At 62.7% G+C, this 13,875-nt stretch carries 16 protein-coding genes and 1 riboswitch; of the genes, 8 read left to right on the plus strand and 8 right to left on the minus strand.

Translation table 11 applies throughout. From position 1 onward, the window contains the following. Window positions 1-18: 18 nt before the first annotated feature. The 3 genes from proC to RCO31_RS14985 form a co-directional block, all read right to left on the minus strand. Window positions 19-852, minus strand: coding sequence for a pyrroline-5-carboxylate reductase (gene proC / locus RCO31_RS14975; protein WP_308969205.1), 834 nt, complete (start codon window positions 850-852; stop codon window positions 19-21). 148 nt (window positions 853-1,000) lie between these two features. Beyond that, window positions 1,001-1,297, minus strand: coding sequence for a hypothetical protein (locus RCO31_RS14980; protein ID WP_308969206.1), 297 nt, complete (start codon window positions 1,295-1,297; stop codon window positions 1,001-1,003). 198 nt (window positions 1,298-1,495) lie between these two features. After that, the gene (locus tag RCO31_RS14985) at window positions 1,496-1,996 is read right to left on the minus strand and encodes a YbjN domain-containing protein (RefSeq protein WP_308969207.1); all 501 of its coding nucleotides are present in this window, start codon (window positions 1,994-1,996) and stop codon (window positions 1,496-1,498) included. A 541-nt stretch (window positions 1,997-2,537) separates the two neighbouring features. Next, window positions 2,538-2,698: riboswitch (FMN riboswitch) on the plus strand. An 85-nt stretch (window positions 2,699-2,783) separates the two neighbouring features. Between RCO31_RS14985 and RCO31_RS14990 the strand changes: the two genes are divergently transcribed. Then, entirely contained in the window at window positions 2,784-3,293 is a 510-nt protein-coding gene (locus RCO31_RS14990; protein WP_308969208.1) for a 6,7-dimethyl-8-ribityllumazine synthase, read from the plus strand. Window positions 3,294-3,463: 170 nt separating this feature from the next. Here RCO31_RS14990 and RCO31_RS14995 read toward each other — a convergent pair whose 3' ends face one another. The 3 genes from RCO31_RS14995 to RCO31_RS15005 all read right to left on the minus strand — a co-directional run bounded on the left by RCO31_RS14995 (window position 3,464) and on the right by RCO31_RS15005 (window position 5,644). Then, window positions 3,464-4,459 carry a ribose-phosphate pyrophosphokinase gene (locus RCO31_RS14995; protein ID WP_308969209.1) on the minus strand — a complete coding sequence of 332 codons (996 nt, stop codon included), beginning with the start codon at window positions 4,457-4,459 and terminating at the stop codon, window positions 3,464-3,466. A gap of 142 nt (window positions 4,460-4,601) precedes the next feature. Continuing rightward, complete coding sequence (locus RCO31_RS15000; protein WP_308969210.1) at window positions 4,602-5,234, minus strand: hypothetical protein; 633 nt, start codon at window positions 5,232-5,234, stop codon at window positions 4,602-4,604. Window positions 5,235-5,380: 146 nt separating this feature from the next. Further along, window positions 5,381-5,644 (minus strand): accessory factor UbiK family protein, encoded by a 264-nt coding sequence (locus tag RCO31_RS15005; protein ID WP_308969211.1) that lies wholly within the window; start codon window positions 5,642-5,644, stop codon window positions 5,381-5,383. A 358-nt stretch (window positions 5,645-6,002) separates the two neighbouring features. Here RCO31_RS15005 and lgt point away from each other — a divergent pair, with 358 nt between their 5' ends. From lgt to ychF, 7 genes are all read left to right on the plus strand, one after another. Next, a complete protein-coding gene (gene lgt / locus RCO31_RS15010; RefSeq protein ID WP_308969212.1) occupies window positions 6,003-6,833 on the plus strand; it encodes a prolipoprotein diacylglyceryl transferase in 831 nt (276 codons plus the stop codon). A gap of 133 nt (window positions 6,834-6,966) precedes the next feature. Then, window positions 6,967-8,046 (plus strand): SAM-dependent methyltransferase, encoded by a 1,080-nt coding sequence (locus tag RCO31_RS15015; RefSeq protein ID WP_308969307.1) that lies wholly within the window; start codon window positions 6,967-6,969, stop codon window positions 8,044-8,046. Next, entirely contained in the window at window positions 8,043-8,813 is a 771-nt protein-coding gene (pgeF, locus tag RCO31_RS15020; RefSeq protein WP_308969213.1) for a peptidoglycan editing factor PgeF, read from the plus strand. The genes RCO31_RS15015 and pgeF overlap by 4 nt, the downstream gene beginning before the upstream one ends. A gap of 60 nt (window positions 8,814-8,873) precedes the next feature. Beyond that, window positions 8,874-9,632: a tyrosine-protein phosphatase gene (locus RCO31_RS15025; RefSeq protein WP_308969214.1), complete on the plus strand. Its 759-nt coding sequence runs from the start codon at window positions 8,874-8,876 to the stop codon at window positions 9,630-9,632. A 282-nt stretch (window positions 9,633-9,914) separates the two neighbouring features. After that, window positions 9,915-10,622, plus strand: a complete 708-nt coding sequence (locus tag RCO31_RS15030; protein WP_308969215.1) for a 50S ribosomal protein L25/general stress protein Ctc — start codon at window positions 9,915-9,917, stop codon at window positions 10,620-10,622. Between the two features lie 18 nt (window positions 10,623-10,640). Then, entirely contained in the window at window positions 10,641-11,249 is a 609-nt protein-coding gene (pth, locus tag RCO31_RS15035) for an aminoacyl-tRNA hydrolase (RefSeq protein WP_308969216.1), read from the plus strand. A gap of 54 nt (window positions 11,250-11,303) precedes the next feature. Next, window positions 11,304-12,401 carry a redox-regulated ATPase YchF gene (gene ychF, locus RCO31_RS15040; RefSeq protein ID WP_308969217.1) on the plus strand — a complete coding sequence of 366 codons (1,098 nt, stop codon included), beginning with the start codon at window positions 11,304-11,306 and terminating at the stop codon, window positions 12,399-12,401. A gap of 36 nt (window positions 12,402-12,437) precedes the next feature. Here the strand turns inward: ychF and RCO31_RS15045 are convergent, their stop codons facing one another. Then, window positions 12,438-13,532, minus strand: coding sequence for a mandelate racemase/muconate lactonizing enzyme family protein (locus RCO31_RS15045; protein ID WP_308969218.1), 1,095 nt, complete (start codon window positions 13,530-13,532; stop codon window positions 12,438-12,440). A 19-nt stretch (window positions 13,533-13,551) separates the two neighbouring features. Beyond that, on the minus strand, window positions 13,552-13,845 hold the full coding sequence (locus RCO31_RS15050) for a DUF4282 domain-containing protein (RefSeq protein WP_308969219.1): 294 nt from the start codon (window positions 13,843-13,845) through the stop codon (window positions 13,552-13,554). Window positions 13,846-13,875: the final 30 nt, after the last annotated feature.

Consider the following 13,875-nt stretch of genomic DNA (forward strand, 5'->3'; position numbering starts at 1 on the left):
TGCGACTGACAACGCGGCTCAGCCTGCGAGCTCCCTGGAGCGCCTTGTCGCCGCGGCGACGGCACGGGTCATCAGGTCCTTGAGGCCATCCTTGCCCATCAGCACTTCGAGCGCGGCCGCGGTGGTGCCGCCGGGCGACGTCACGTTCTTGCGCAAGGTTGCGGCATCGAGATCCGACTGGCGCAGGAGTTCGCCTGAGCCGGCCACGGTCTCGCGCGCCAGTCTGGTGGCGAGATCGGCCGGCAACCCCGCCGCGACGCCCGCCTGCGCGAGCTCTTCGGCGAGCAGGAAAATGTAGGCGGGACCTGATCCTGAAACCGCCGTCACCGCATCCATCAACGCTTCGTCAGCGACCCACTCGACCTCGCCGGTTGCACGCAACAACGCGTCCGCGAACACGCGCTGATCGGCGCTGACGGAGGGCGCGGCGACGGCCACCGTCATTCCGCGGCTGATCGCTGCCGGCGTATTGGGCATGGCCCGAACCACCGCGCCGCCGCAGCCGCCGCTGATCTTGTCGATCGTCACGCCCGCCATGATCGAGACGACCAGCGTCGAAGGCGTCGTAAATGTCTTAAGCAGGGCGGCCGCTTCGCCGAAGGTCTGTGGTTTGACTGCCACGACCAAAGCAGCGAGCGGCCCTGTCTCGTCCTTGGTTGGATTGATACGGAGGTCCAGTGCGGCGAGCGCGCGGAGATCGTCCGAGAGGTGTGGTTCGATCACGGCGATGCGGCCGAGCGCGACACCCGCGTTCAGCCAGCCTGTCAGCATTGCGCCGCCCATCTTCCCCGCACCGGCCAGAAGGATCGTGCCGGGAACAGCAGTCAGCGCCTGTGCGGTGTCCTTGGTCATCTGTCGTCCCGTCGAGATTTGATGTCGGGCGCACTGTCGCCGAGGAATCGTCTGAGATCAATGTAGCGGGAAATACTCCCGGTGGCGGCTGGCTGGAACAGCTATCTGGAAGTCATCTCATCGACCTGTCGTCGCGGCACGGGCTCTCTTATTCATCGTTGCGCGAGGCCGCATCGAAGCTGTGCAGCACGCGATGAAAGATCGGTGCCAGAACCACGCCGGCGGCGACCAGAACGAACAGGCCGGCAAATATCGAATAGGCCCCGAGAAAGATCTTGCCGGGAGTTGTCTTGGCCGAGCTGAAATCGCCCATGCCCGACAGGATCATCGCGGAATTGGTAAAGGCATCGACGAACGACATGCGCTCGAGCACGAGGAAGCCCACCATGCCGATTGCGAGCCCGATGAGCGCGAAGCAGAACCATACGGTCACGGCCTTCGACATGCGTGCGGCGAAACGCCGTCGCGACGCCAATTTCTGATTGCGGCTTTCAAACCGAAACAAGCGAGGCATGTTCCGGATTGGGTATGACGAGGGACTTGCCTGTTCAAGCGCGCTGCCGCAGGCGATCCGATGAAATCAGCAAGGATGCTTCACGCAGGGTAAATCGATCCAACGTACTTGAAGCGTCAGGTGCGGCAATCAGGCCTCGCCTTCGGTATCGAACATCGCGGCTTCCATCGCCTCGCGCGCGGTCTTTCCAGCCCAGACGACGAACTGGATCGCCGGAAAATAGCGTTCGCTGGCATCGACGCCGCCACTGAGCATCGCCTCGCATTGCAGGGTGGTCGCGGTCAGTCCGCCGTTCAGCGGCAGCGCTTGACGGAACATGATCAGCCCGGACTGCATCCAGATATCGAAGTGGCCGACCCAAAGTTGCTCATTCACCATTGCAATCAATCGCTGCACTTCCGCGCGACGCGCTTCCGGAATCTTCATGTCGAAAGAGCAGGCGAGATGCAGCGCTTCAATCTCGCGCATCCAGGTGAAGCAGATCTGATAATCAGACCAGCGGCCTTTGACGAGAATGGTGATCTCGTCATCGCCCGAGCGCTCGAATGCCCACGAATTGACCGAGGCGACGTCTTCCACCACCTGCAAGGGATGAGGCGCGGAATCGCTGATGAATTCGATCAGGGACATGCCGTGTCGACCTTATGTTCGTAAGCTGTTGGATACGCACGCTGCAAGCTTGACTGCTTTCACCGATCGCGAGGCGCGGCGTTGCCAGACGCCCTTGGCGGTTGCCGTGGTCGACCGAAGCTTGCGGAGATCAAGTGATGTGATTTGCGGAATCCGTGCAACCGCGACGCGGCCCATTCCACAAGCAAACGGAAGATTGTGACTCAGCATCCACAAGTAAGGACGCCGCGTCGAATTCCTGATGAGAACAAAACGGAATCGGATTCGCCTCATGCGAGTCCGTCCGTACAAGTTCTCGGACTATGATGTACGCAATACATAGGCTGCCACATAAAATTCTACCGATGGTGCTTTTGCGGCCAACTTTTAGCGGGAAGTTGTTCGTTAGTGGCAAAAAAAGGGCGCTTGCAGCGGCGGAGGGAGTTGCTCGGGATGCGCGGATGCATGCGCTGGCGCCATAGGCCGGCCTTATTTGCGGATGGCTCAGAACTTGTCCTCCACAATTTGGCCGCCATAATCATCGGGCCGCCGATGGTGGCGGTAACGTTCTCAGGGCGGGGTGAAAGTCCCCACCGGCGGTAACGACGGTCTTGCGGCCGTCCAAGCCCGCGAGCGCCTAGCCGGACGCAAGAGCCGGCAGGGTCAGCAGATTCGGTGCAATTCCGAAGCCGACGGTCAAAGTCCGGATGGAAGAGAGCGGGAAAGACTGGCCGCAACGGGTGTTCTCATACCCGTGCGCGGCATTGCTGGCCCGTGTGCCCTGATTCTGGTCCCAACGAGGAAATCCATGAATCAGCTGACTGCTAATCCAAACTCATCGTCGTCTCAGCCCATCTCCGGACAGCGGATCGCCTTCATCCAGTCCGGCTGGCACCGCGACATCGTCGATCAGTGTCGCTTCCCGTTCATGAAGGAGATGGCGGCAAAGGGCTTTTCCGAGTGGCAGGTGGATGTGTTTGATGTTCCCGGCGCCTTCGAGATTCCGCTGCAAGCCAAGTTGCTGGCGAAGACTGGTCGCTATGCGGCGATCGTCGCTGCGGGCTTCGTCGTCGACGGTGGCATCTATCGCCACGAGTTCGTGGCAGGTGCGGTGATCGACGCCTTGATGCGCGTGCAACTCGAGACCGAGGTGCCGGTGCTGTCGGCGGTGCTCACCCCGCAGCACTTCCACGAGCACGCAACCCATGCGGAGTTCTTCCACAAACACTTCGTGGTGAAGGGTGCAGAGGCCGCCAACGCCTGCTGGGCGACAATGGCGAACATCGGTCGGCTCAAGCAGGAGCAGACGGCGGCGTGATTCTTCGCGTCATGCGTGTGAGATGAGTGAGAGCAACTGCGCGCTCAGCCTAAGTCCCTCTCTCCACCGGGGAGAGGGAGCACACCAAGTTCGTTGCGACTTCTAAGAGTCCGATACGCTTCAATGCTGCGCTCAAGGGGAAGGTTGAAGCGGAGTGCGTGGCACCCTGCTCAATTGAACAGGCTGGAAACCGACTCTTCGGCAGCGGTGCGTTCGATCGCTTCGCCGATCAGAGTCGCGACCGACAGCACGCGTACATTGCGCGCGACACGGACAGCTTCGGTCGGCTGGATCGAATCGGTAATGACAAGCTCTTTCAGCTTCGAGGCGGTGATGCGCGCCACCGCACCGCCGGACAGCACACCGTGAGTGATGTAGGCGTAGACGTCCTTGGCTCCGTTTGCGAGCAGGGCGTCGGCAGCGTTCACCAGTGTGCCGCCTGAGTCGACGATGTCGTCGATCAGGATGCAGGTGTGGCCGGTGACATCGCCGATGATGTTCATGACCTCGGACTCGCCGGCACGCTCGCGCCGTTTGTCGACGATGGCCAGCGGCGCGTTGATGCGCTTGGCGAGTCCTCGCGCTCGCGCGACGCCGCCGACGTCCGGCGACACCACCATCACGTTCGCGAGGTCGAAAGTCTCCTTGATGTGGCGCACCATCATCGGCGCCGCATAGAGGTTATCCGTCGGAATATCGAAGAAGCCCTGGATCTGTCCGGCGTGGAGGTCGAGCGTCAGCACGCGGTCGGCGCCGGCATTGGTGATCAGGTTGGCGACGAGCTTCGCGGAAATCGGCGAGCGGGAGCCAACTTTACGGTCCTGTCGCGCGTAACCGAAATAGGGAATGACCGCCGTGATCCGCCGCGCTGACGCGCGGCGAAGCGCGTCGATGATGATGAGCAGCTCCATCAGGTGATCGTTGGCGGGATAGGAGGTGGACTGCAGCACGAACACGTCCGAGCCGCGAACGTTCTCCTGGATCTCGACGAAGATCTCCATATCCGCAAAGCGGCGGACGATCGCCTTGGTAAGCGGAATGCGCAAATGTGCGGCGATCGCATTAGCGAGCGCCGGATTGGAATTGCCTGCGACGAGCTTGATGTCGCCGTTTTTCGCCGACGTCACTGTTTTATCCTGCAAACCGGTGGATGCATTGTTCAGCATGACAGCCGCCTTGACTGGCTTTGGAACAAGCCTCGGTTTTCGCGCGATTGCGCCAGCGTGATATCAAGGAGGGGCAGCCAAAGGCAATATGCCGCAGCTGTTTTCCTGCGCTAAATCGAGACGTTTTTGCCGCCAAGTGTGCCTATTCGCGCTGGAACGCGAGGGTGGTCGGACCTTGCGAGTCAGCCGCTCCGGAAGGCGGCGGTATCGGGGCCTCCGCGATTGCAGGCCCGCCGCCCGTCGCCGGGGCAGCCGGCGGCTCCGGCGCCTGAATTCCGTTCATGAGGTCGGCCATGCCGGCTATGCCGTTTTGCGCGATCCGACGCAGCAAAGCGGCATCCGCGAGCATCCAGGCGTCCCGTCCCGGCTTGCCGGCCACCTCTTCGCCGGTCAGCCGCAGGGCGCGCTGCTGACCCGCCTCATAGACGTCGAATGTCCAGGCAATTGTCGTCCGTCCGCGGATGACCTGCGCCGCCAGATAGGCCCGCACCCGATAGGTGGCCGTTCCGTCTCGCGACACGATCGGCAGCGCTTTCGCCTGCGCCTCGGTACTTAGTGCCTCGACGAAACGCTCGAAAACCTGCGGTGGCGGCCCATCGACGGAATCAAAGGTGACGGTCGCGCTGCTTCCTTGCGCAAACGAGTTCATGCGCTGATCGGTGACGCAGCCACCCGCGGCAAAGGCGATCGCCAGCAATGCCAGCGCAGTGCGTCCGCGCGAAGCGCGAACGCGCTTGGCTGATGCGGAATAACGGCTGGTCAGATGCCTGAACAACGCTGCAACGGTCCCCGTCCGTCAGTCGGTCGAGCGGTAACCGCTCCGCCAGCCTGTGAAAGGCACCGATAACGTTAATAGCTGTTAACGTCTAGGGCAACGATGTCGATCGTCGGCCTCGTCAGGAGGGCTCGATCACGGGCCTCTCAAGCACGCGGGCTGCCGTTGAGTCTGGCCTCGAGTGCATCGATCCGCGCTTTCAGCGCGTCGTTCTCCTCGCGCGCGATCCGCGCCATTTCCTTCACGGCCTCGAACTCCTCACGCTTCACCACGTCCATGTCGTTCAGGAATTTCTCGGCTTGATGCTTGACGACGGTGTCGACCTCGCGCTTGAAACCCTGTGCTGCGCCGGTCGCGTCGTTCACAAGTCGCGCCATCTCGTCAAAAAACCGGTTGCTGGTCTGGGTCATCGGACCGATCTCCTGCCGCAAGCGCCTACTGGACTAGTCCTCATGACAATGGCGATCGGCAGGCCATTGTTCAAGCGGCTAAAGTCCCGGTTCGAACGTTCGCCGTCGCGACTGGTCTGCGAGCGCTCGAATCAAGAGCGACACCAGCAACCTTAAGTAGCCGGTGCGCTTTTGGATTGGAGGTTCGTACCGAGGCTCGCGGCAAGGCAGATCGAGCGCCAAATCCGGTGCACTGGCGGCACTCCGTTGCTTGTCACACAGCAGAATCCTTGCGAGCCTGAACTTCAGCGTGCATGAGGGGCAGAGATTCTGGCTCGGTCGACTCCTTCATCATGCACACCAGGACCATCTGACCCGCATGCCCTTCCTTGCCCTGCCGTTTCCGAAATTCGATCCGGTCGCCATCAGCCTCGGTCCGTTCGCCGTGCGCTGGTATGCGCTCGCCTATATCGTCGGAATTCTTCTCGGCTGGCTCTATGCGCGCAAAATCCTGCGCACCGACAGATTCTGGGGCGGGCCCGCGCCAATCTCGGTTACGCAGTTCGACGACTTCGTGCTTTGGGTGACGCTTGGCATCATTCTCGGCGGTCGCGCCGGCTATGTGCTGTTCTATAATCTCGACCACTTCATCCAGCACCCGCTCGAGATCCTTCAGCTATGGCAAGGCGGCATGTCGTTCCACGGCGGCTTTCTCGGCTGCGTCGTTGCGGTGCTGCTGTTCGGCTGGCTCAACAAGGTACCGGTGCTCTCGCTCGGTGACATCACCTGCGCAGTCGGTCCGATCGGTCTGCTGCTCGGCCGGCTGGCGAACTTCATCAACAGTGAATTGTGGGGCCGAGTGAGCGATGTGCCGTGGGCGATTGTGTTCCCGACCGGCGGCCCGCTGCCGCGGCATCCGAGCCAGCTTTATGAGGCGGCGCTTGAGGGCGTCCTGCTGTTGGTCGTGCTGGCGCTGATGATCCGCCGTGGTGCGTTGCAACGGCCGGGTCTGATCATTGGCACCTTCGCTGTGCTTTACGGCCTTGCGCGAATTTTCAGTGAATTTTTCCGCGAGCCGGACCCACAGCTCGGTTTCCTGTGGGGAGGTCTCACCATGGGCATGCTGCTGTCGCTGCCGATGATCGCCGTGGGCGCGGCTTTTATGCTATGGACTTTGGTTCGGCCTCGAACCGGCGAGGCCGCACGCTAGCCTTCCTTCCGTCCGGCAAAAATGGATGCCGGTTTGAGGCAAGACATGCTGCGAACATAGCTTGGACCCAGTCGTGAGCGCCTATCCGTCCGCTGCCGCGGAAATCCGCAAGTTGATCAGGTCGGCCGGTCCCATGCCGGTGTCGCGCTACATGGAACTCTGCCTCACGCATCCCCAGTTCGGCTATTACATGACTCGCGACCCGTTGGGCCGTGAGGGTGATTTCACCACCGCGCCGGAAGTCAGTCAGATGTTCGGCGAATTGCTGGGCCTCTGGGCCGCGGCAGTTTGGAAGTCGATGGGCATGCCGGAGCCGGTGCGGCTCATCGAACTTGGCCCCGGCCGCGGCACCATGATGGCCGATATGCTGCGCGCGATCCGCGTGCTGCCGAATTTCCATGAGGCGGTGACGATCGATCTGGTCGAGATCAACCCGGCATTGGTCGACCGGCAAAGGGAGGCGCTGGGCGGCGCGAAGCTCCCCATCAATTGGCATGACCGCATCGACGGCATCGGCGAAGGGCCAGCCATCGTATTCGCGAACGAGTACTTCGACGCGCTGCCCGTTCACCAGGTGATCCGCCGGCAACACGGCTGGCATGAGCGTGTGGTCGATATCTCCGAGGGCGGGCAGCTCGTGTTTGGCGCGGCGCCGGAGCCGCTCAAGCACTTCGACCTGTTGCTGCCGCCGCTGGTGCGTGCCGCGCCGATCGGTGCGATCTTCGAGTGGCGTCCGACACAGGAAATCATGCGCATCGCCCGCCGCCTGCGCGACCATGGCGGCGCAGCGCTGATCATCGATTACGGCCATGTGCGCAGCGACGCTGGTGACACCTTCCAGGCAATCGCCCGTCACAGCTTCACAGACCCGCTGCGCAGTCCGGGGCAGGCCGACCTGACGGCACATGTGGATTTTCAGGCGCTGGCTCTCGGTGCCGAAGACGCCGGGGCGCGGCTGCATGGGCCGGTCGAGCAAGGCGAGTTTCTGCGGCGCCTCGGCATCGAGACGCGCGCGGCCACGCTGATGAGCAAGGCGAACCCGCAGGTTGCGGCAGACATTCAATCGGCGCTGAAGCGGCTGACGGGAACCGGCCGCGGTGGAATGGGCGCACTGTTCAAAGTGCTCGGCGTGTCGCATCCGGACTTGAGAATCCTGCCAGGGCTGTCAGATGGTCAGCAGGACGATGTGGACGCGTCGGAGGCGAATGAATGACGGTTGAGTCGCTGTTGCTCTCGAGCGTGCCGGGCATTCGTCATGCATTCTTCACCCGCGCCGGGGGCGTTTCGTCCGGGATCTATGCGGGATTGAACGGCGGAATCGGCTCGCAGGACGAACCCGACAAAGTCCAGGAAAATCGGCGCCGGATGGCGGCTGCACTCGATGTGCCGCCGGAAAAGCTCCTCACGCTGCACCAGATCCATTCGCCGGACGTCGTCGTCGCAACCGAGCCCTGGCCGCTCACCGTGCGGCCGAAGGGCGATGCGATGGTGACCAAGGTGCCAGGCATCGCACTTGGCGTCACCACAGCCGATTGCGCGCCGGTGCTCATGGTCGACCCCAAGGCGCGCGTGATCGGTGCGGCGCATGCAGGCTGGAAGGGGGCGCTCGGCGGCGTACTCGAAGCGACCATCGATTCCATGGAGGGCCAGGGTGCGTCGCGTGGCGACATCGTTGTCGGGCTCGGTCCGATGCTCCGGCAGCGCAACTACGAAGTCGGCATGGAGTTCGTCGCGCGCTTTCAGGAGGCCGGCGCCGATAACGAACGTTTCTTCTCGTCCGCGTCGCGGCACGGTCACGCCATGTTCGATCTGCCGGGCTACATCCATGCACGCTTGCATGGCGCGGGCATCCTGATGGTCGATGATGTCGACCTTTGCACCTACGCCGACGAAGACAGCTTCTTCAGCTACCGCCGCTCGACCCACCGCAAGGAGGCCGATTACGGCCGCCACGTTCACGCGATTGTACTGGAGGACTGATAGGCGAAAGGCTCGAACAGCCGAATCAGCCTCACATTGTTATTTTTTTACGGTGATCCCATGTCAGATCGCGCTCCAGTTCTCACTCGCCACCTGAACCTCGCCGGCGCCAGCAACTTTCGAGATCTCGGCGGCTATTCGGCCCGCGGTGGCAGGCTGACGCAGTGGCGGCGGCTGTTTCGTTCCAATCACCTGGGCCATCTGACCGAAGATGATATCGCGGTGCTGCGCGAACTTGGCCTGAAGAGCGCGTTCGATTTGCGCGGTGTCGACGAGCGCCTGCCGGCCCTGTGCCGGTATGACGGGATTGCGGTCCATTCGCTGCCGATCGAGCCGGTGACACTTGCCGTGCTCCGTGAGCGGCTAGTGACCGGCAAGCCGCTGCGTGCCGAGGAGACCGCAGAGATCATGCGCGACTCCTATCGGAACTACGTCCGTCACAACACGGAAAGCTACAGGACGCTGTTCACGCACCTGCTCGACGACTCAGCGCCGCTGGTGATCCACTGCACCGCTGGGAAGGACCGGACGGGCTTCGCCGCAGCCTTGATCCTGAAGGCGCTCGGCGTGTCCGATGAGCTGATCATCGAGGACTATCTGCTCACGAACAGGTTTTATAAACGCGTCGAGCTCGGAACCAGCAGCGACTTTCCAGACGAGGTTCGCACGGTACTTGGCTCGGTCGAGGCATCGTTCCTGGCTGCTGCGCTGGACGCCATTCGCACCGACTACGGTGATCTCGAAGCCTATTTCGAAGCCGGCCTCGGGGTCGGCCCTCGCGAGCGCGCAATGCTGGACCAGCGCTATCTCGACTCATGAGCGCGAGCCAGCGCCGCCGGAACCGCGCCAGGGCCTTTTAGTGCTTGATTTGACTGCAATAATTGTTTTTTTGCGCCGGTAACGCTAAGCGCCCCATTTCCTTGTCATTTCGCGGGTTCGGAGCTATAAGCCGCCCGTCCGTGGCCCCCGCACCCCTGGAGGCTTGCCGCGGCTCGAGAGCGATCCTGGAAAGTGGGTACCGGTTTTCCGAAAGGGGTCGTGCTCAAAGTTAAGTAAACGGGCCGCCTGGGCGGCCCTTTCCATTGGAAAAGGACAATAACGATGGCGACCGTCAGGGAATTGAAGGCGACCGCACGTCCGAAGAGCGGCAAGGGGGCCGCCCGGGCAGAGCGTCGCGCCGGCCGAGTGCCGGGTGTGATCTATGGTGACAACCAACCCCCGCTGCCGATCTCGGTCGAGACGGTCGAGCTGCGCACGCGCATCTACGCCGGCCACTTCCTCACGACGATCTACGACATCGATCTGGAAGGCAAGAAGCACCGCGTGATCCCGCGCGACTACCACCTCGATCCGGTGAAGGATTTCCCGATCCACGTCGACTTCCTGCGGCTCGGCGAAGGCGCGACCATCCGCGTCAGCGTGCCGTTGCATGTGAAGGGCACGGAAACCTCGCCCGGCATCAAGCGCGGCGGTACGGTCAACGTCGTCACGCATACGCTTGAGCTCGAGGCATCAGTCGAGAACATTCCGCAGTTCATCGAGGTCGACGTTTCTGCCCTCGAGATCAACTATTCGCTGCATCTGTCTGACGTGACGCTGCCGGTGGGCACAAAGCCGCTGTCGCGCGTCGATGCCACGCTGGTGACGATCGTTCCGCCGTCGGGCTATGCCGAAGAGCAGAAGGCCGCCGCCGCTGCGCCCGCCGAAGGTGCCGCTGCGCCTGCAGCTGGCGCTGCCGCGCCCGCCGCGGGTGCCGCCGCTCCCGCCGCCGGTGCGGCCAAGGCTCCGGCCGGAGGCGGCAAGAAGTAAGCTTGCCCGGAGGGCGTCATGCGCCTCTTTGTGGGGCTCGGCAATCCTGGTGCGAAGTACCGGGGCCACCGGCATAACATCGGTTTCGTCGTCGTTGACGAGATCCAGCGGCGTCACGGATTCGCTCCGTGGCGCCGTCGCTTTCAGGGCGAGACGGCTGAGGGGACGCTGGAGCGCGAGCGCGTGATCCTGCTCAAGCCGACGACGTTCATGAACGAGTCCGGTCAATCGGTCGGCGAGGCGGCGAAGTTCTTCAAGCTGGATTTGAGCGACATCGTCGTGTTTCACGACGAGCTTGATCTTCCGGCCGCGAAGCTGCGCGTCAAGGTCGGCGGCGGCAATGCCGGCCACAATGGCCTGCGGTCGATCGATGCGCATGTGGGCAACGCGTTCCGCCGCGTGCGCATCGGCATCGGTCATCCGGGGGTCAAGGAGCTCGTTCACCCCTATGTGCTGAACGATTTCGCAAAGGCGGAGCGGCCGTGGGTGGACGCGATGGTCGATGCGATTGCGTCGAACGCCGGCATGATTGCGACCGGGCAGGACGCGAGCTTCCAGAACAAGGTGCACCTGGCAATGCGGGCGAAGGGATTTGGCGACGACAGCAACGGCGACAAGCTGAGCTAGTTCGCCGTGCAAAGCCGCAACTCGCGGCGGTGACGAAAAAATACTGAGGAAGTCATGGGATTCAAATGCGGCATCGTCGGACTGCCGAATGTCGGCAAGTCGACGCTCTTCAATGCGCTGACGGAAACAGCGGCGGCGCAGGCGGCGAACTATCCGTTCTGCACGATCGAGCCGAATGTCGGCGAAGTCGCGGTGCCCGATCCGCGGCTGGACAAGCTCGCAGCGATCGCAAAGTCCGCGCAGATCATTCCGACGCGGCTCACCTTCGTCGATATCGCCGGGCTCGTGCGCGGCGCATCGAAGGGCGAGGGCCTCGGCAACCAGTTCCTTGCCAACATTCGTGAGGTCGATGCGATCGCGCATGTGGTGCGCTGCTTCGAGGACTCTGACGTCACCCACGTCGAAGGCAAGATCGATCCGATCGCCGACATCGAAACCATCGAAACCGAATTGATGCTGGCCGATCTCGACAGTCTGGAGAAGCGTGTCGACAACCTGACGAAGAAGGCGCGCGGCAACGACAAGGAAGCGAAGGAGCTGCTTGAGCTCGTCAACCGCTCGCTGGTGCTGCTGCGCGAAGGCAAGCCCGCGCGCATGGTCGAGCGCAAGGCGGAGGAAGAACGCGCTTTTCGCATGCTCGGCCTGATGACCTCCAAGCCGGTGGTCTATGTCTGCAATGTTGACGAAGGCTCGGCCAAGGAGGGCAACGAGTTCTCACGCCGGGTCGAGGTGCGGGCGAAGGAGGAGGGCGCAGTCTCGGTCGTGATCTCGGCCAAGATCGAATCGGAGATTGCGACGCTGTCGCGCGAGGAGCGCACTGAATTCTTGCAGACGCTGGGGCTCGACGAGGCGGGCCTCGACCGGTTGATCCGCGCCGGCTATGAGCTGCTGCATCTCATCACTTACTTTACGGTCGGTCCGAAGGAAGCGCGCGCCTGGACCATCAACCGTGGCACCAAGGCCCCGCAGGCGGCCGGCGTCATCCACACGGATTTCGAGCGCGGTTTCATTCGCGGGGAGACGATCTCCTACGACGATTACGTTACGCTCGGCGGCGAAGCGGGCGCCCGCGATGCCGGCAAGCTGCGGCTCGAAGGCAAGGACTATGTCGTCGTCGATGGCGACGTGATGCACTTCCGCTTCGCCACTTAGCCCATTATTCTGCGACGGTCGGATTCGTCGGGCGGACTATTGCGCGAACCGCTTGATCGCGTCGTAGTCGGGGCCGACCCCGAGCCCGGGAGCCTGCGGGACGATCACGCGGCCGCTCTGCGTGGCGTCGAGCTCGCCGCCGAATGGGCGTGCGGCCAGATCGCAGAAATACCATTCGACCAGCGACGACGGCAGCAACGCTGCGATGAGATGCACGGTCGCTGCGAGCCCGGGGCCGAAATACGGCGAATGCGGCGCAACCGTCACGCCGCGCGCTTGCGCGAAGCGGATGATACGGACCATTTCGGAAATGCCGCCGACCTTGGTCACGCTGGGTTGCACGAAGGCGACCTTGCCGATGTCGATCAGCCGCTCGAATTCCTGCAGCGATCCGGCATTCTCGCCGGCCGCGAGCCTGATCGGCGACCTCGCGGCGAAGGTCGCCATCGCCGAGAAGTCATCGGGCGGCCAGATCGGCTCCTCCATCCAGTAGAGGTCATAGGCCGTCCACGCCTCGGCCATCGCCAGCGCTTCGTCACATGACCAGGGGCAGTTCATGTCGACGGTCAGCGGCGTTCCGGGCCCGATCGCGGCGCGGGCGGCGGCGACCTCGGCGGTGCTGATCTCGTGCACCTTGATGTTGGCGAAGCCGCGTTCGACGGCGAGTTCGGACGCGCGGGCAACGACGCCCGGATCGCCATAGCGCAAGAGGCTCGCATAGGCCGGCAGGTCGGCCACGGTCGGTTCTGAGAGCAACTTGTAGATCGGCTTCCCGGCAATCTTGCCGGCGATATCCCACAGCGCGATATCGATGCCCGACAGGCCATAGGCAACCGCGCCGGTGCGGCCGTAGTTATGCAGCTTGCGCGCCAGCTCGTCCATGAGGGATGCGATGTCGCGCGGATCCTTGCCGATGCAGAGCGGAGCGATCAGCGTTTCGACGGCACGCCGCGTGGTTGCGCATGACATGAAACCGAAGGCCTCGCCCCATCCTTCGACACCTTCGTCGGTTTCGATCCGGATCAGCAGCGTGTCGATGGTCGGCCAGCCCGACGATCGGCTGGACGACGCCGGCCGATGATAGGTGTAGGGCAGTGCGCAGTGGATCGCTTCGACCTTGCTGATGATCACGATGCACCTCGCTGGGAGACTAGCGCTGGTCGTTCTGATCGCGGATGGCGCCGAGATGTTCGTTGATGCGGAAAACGATCAGGATGAACTCCGCCGCCACGCGGGCGAAGATGATGCCGGCGACAACGCTGGCGATGCTCGCCAGCACGACGATGAAACCATTGAAAGGGTTGATCGCCATGGTCGCCAAGCCTGTGAAGATGCCGGACAGGCCGTAGAGCACCGCAAGCACGATCGCCAGCCAGTAAAAGATCTTAATAATCGTCGGTGTGATGAAGCGGTCCCACTGAAAGAGATCCTGCCAATCGAACATGAACGTCTCCTCGCACAGCACGCGTGCTCC

The sequence above is a fragment of the Bradyrhizobium sp. LHD-71 genome, assembly GCF_031157255.1.
Taxonomy (GTDB): domain Bacteria; phylum Pseudomonadota; class Alphaproteobacteria; order Rhizobiales; family Xanthobacteraceae; genus P52-10.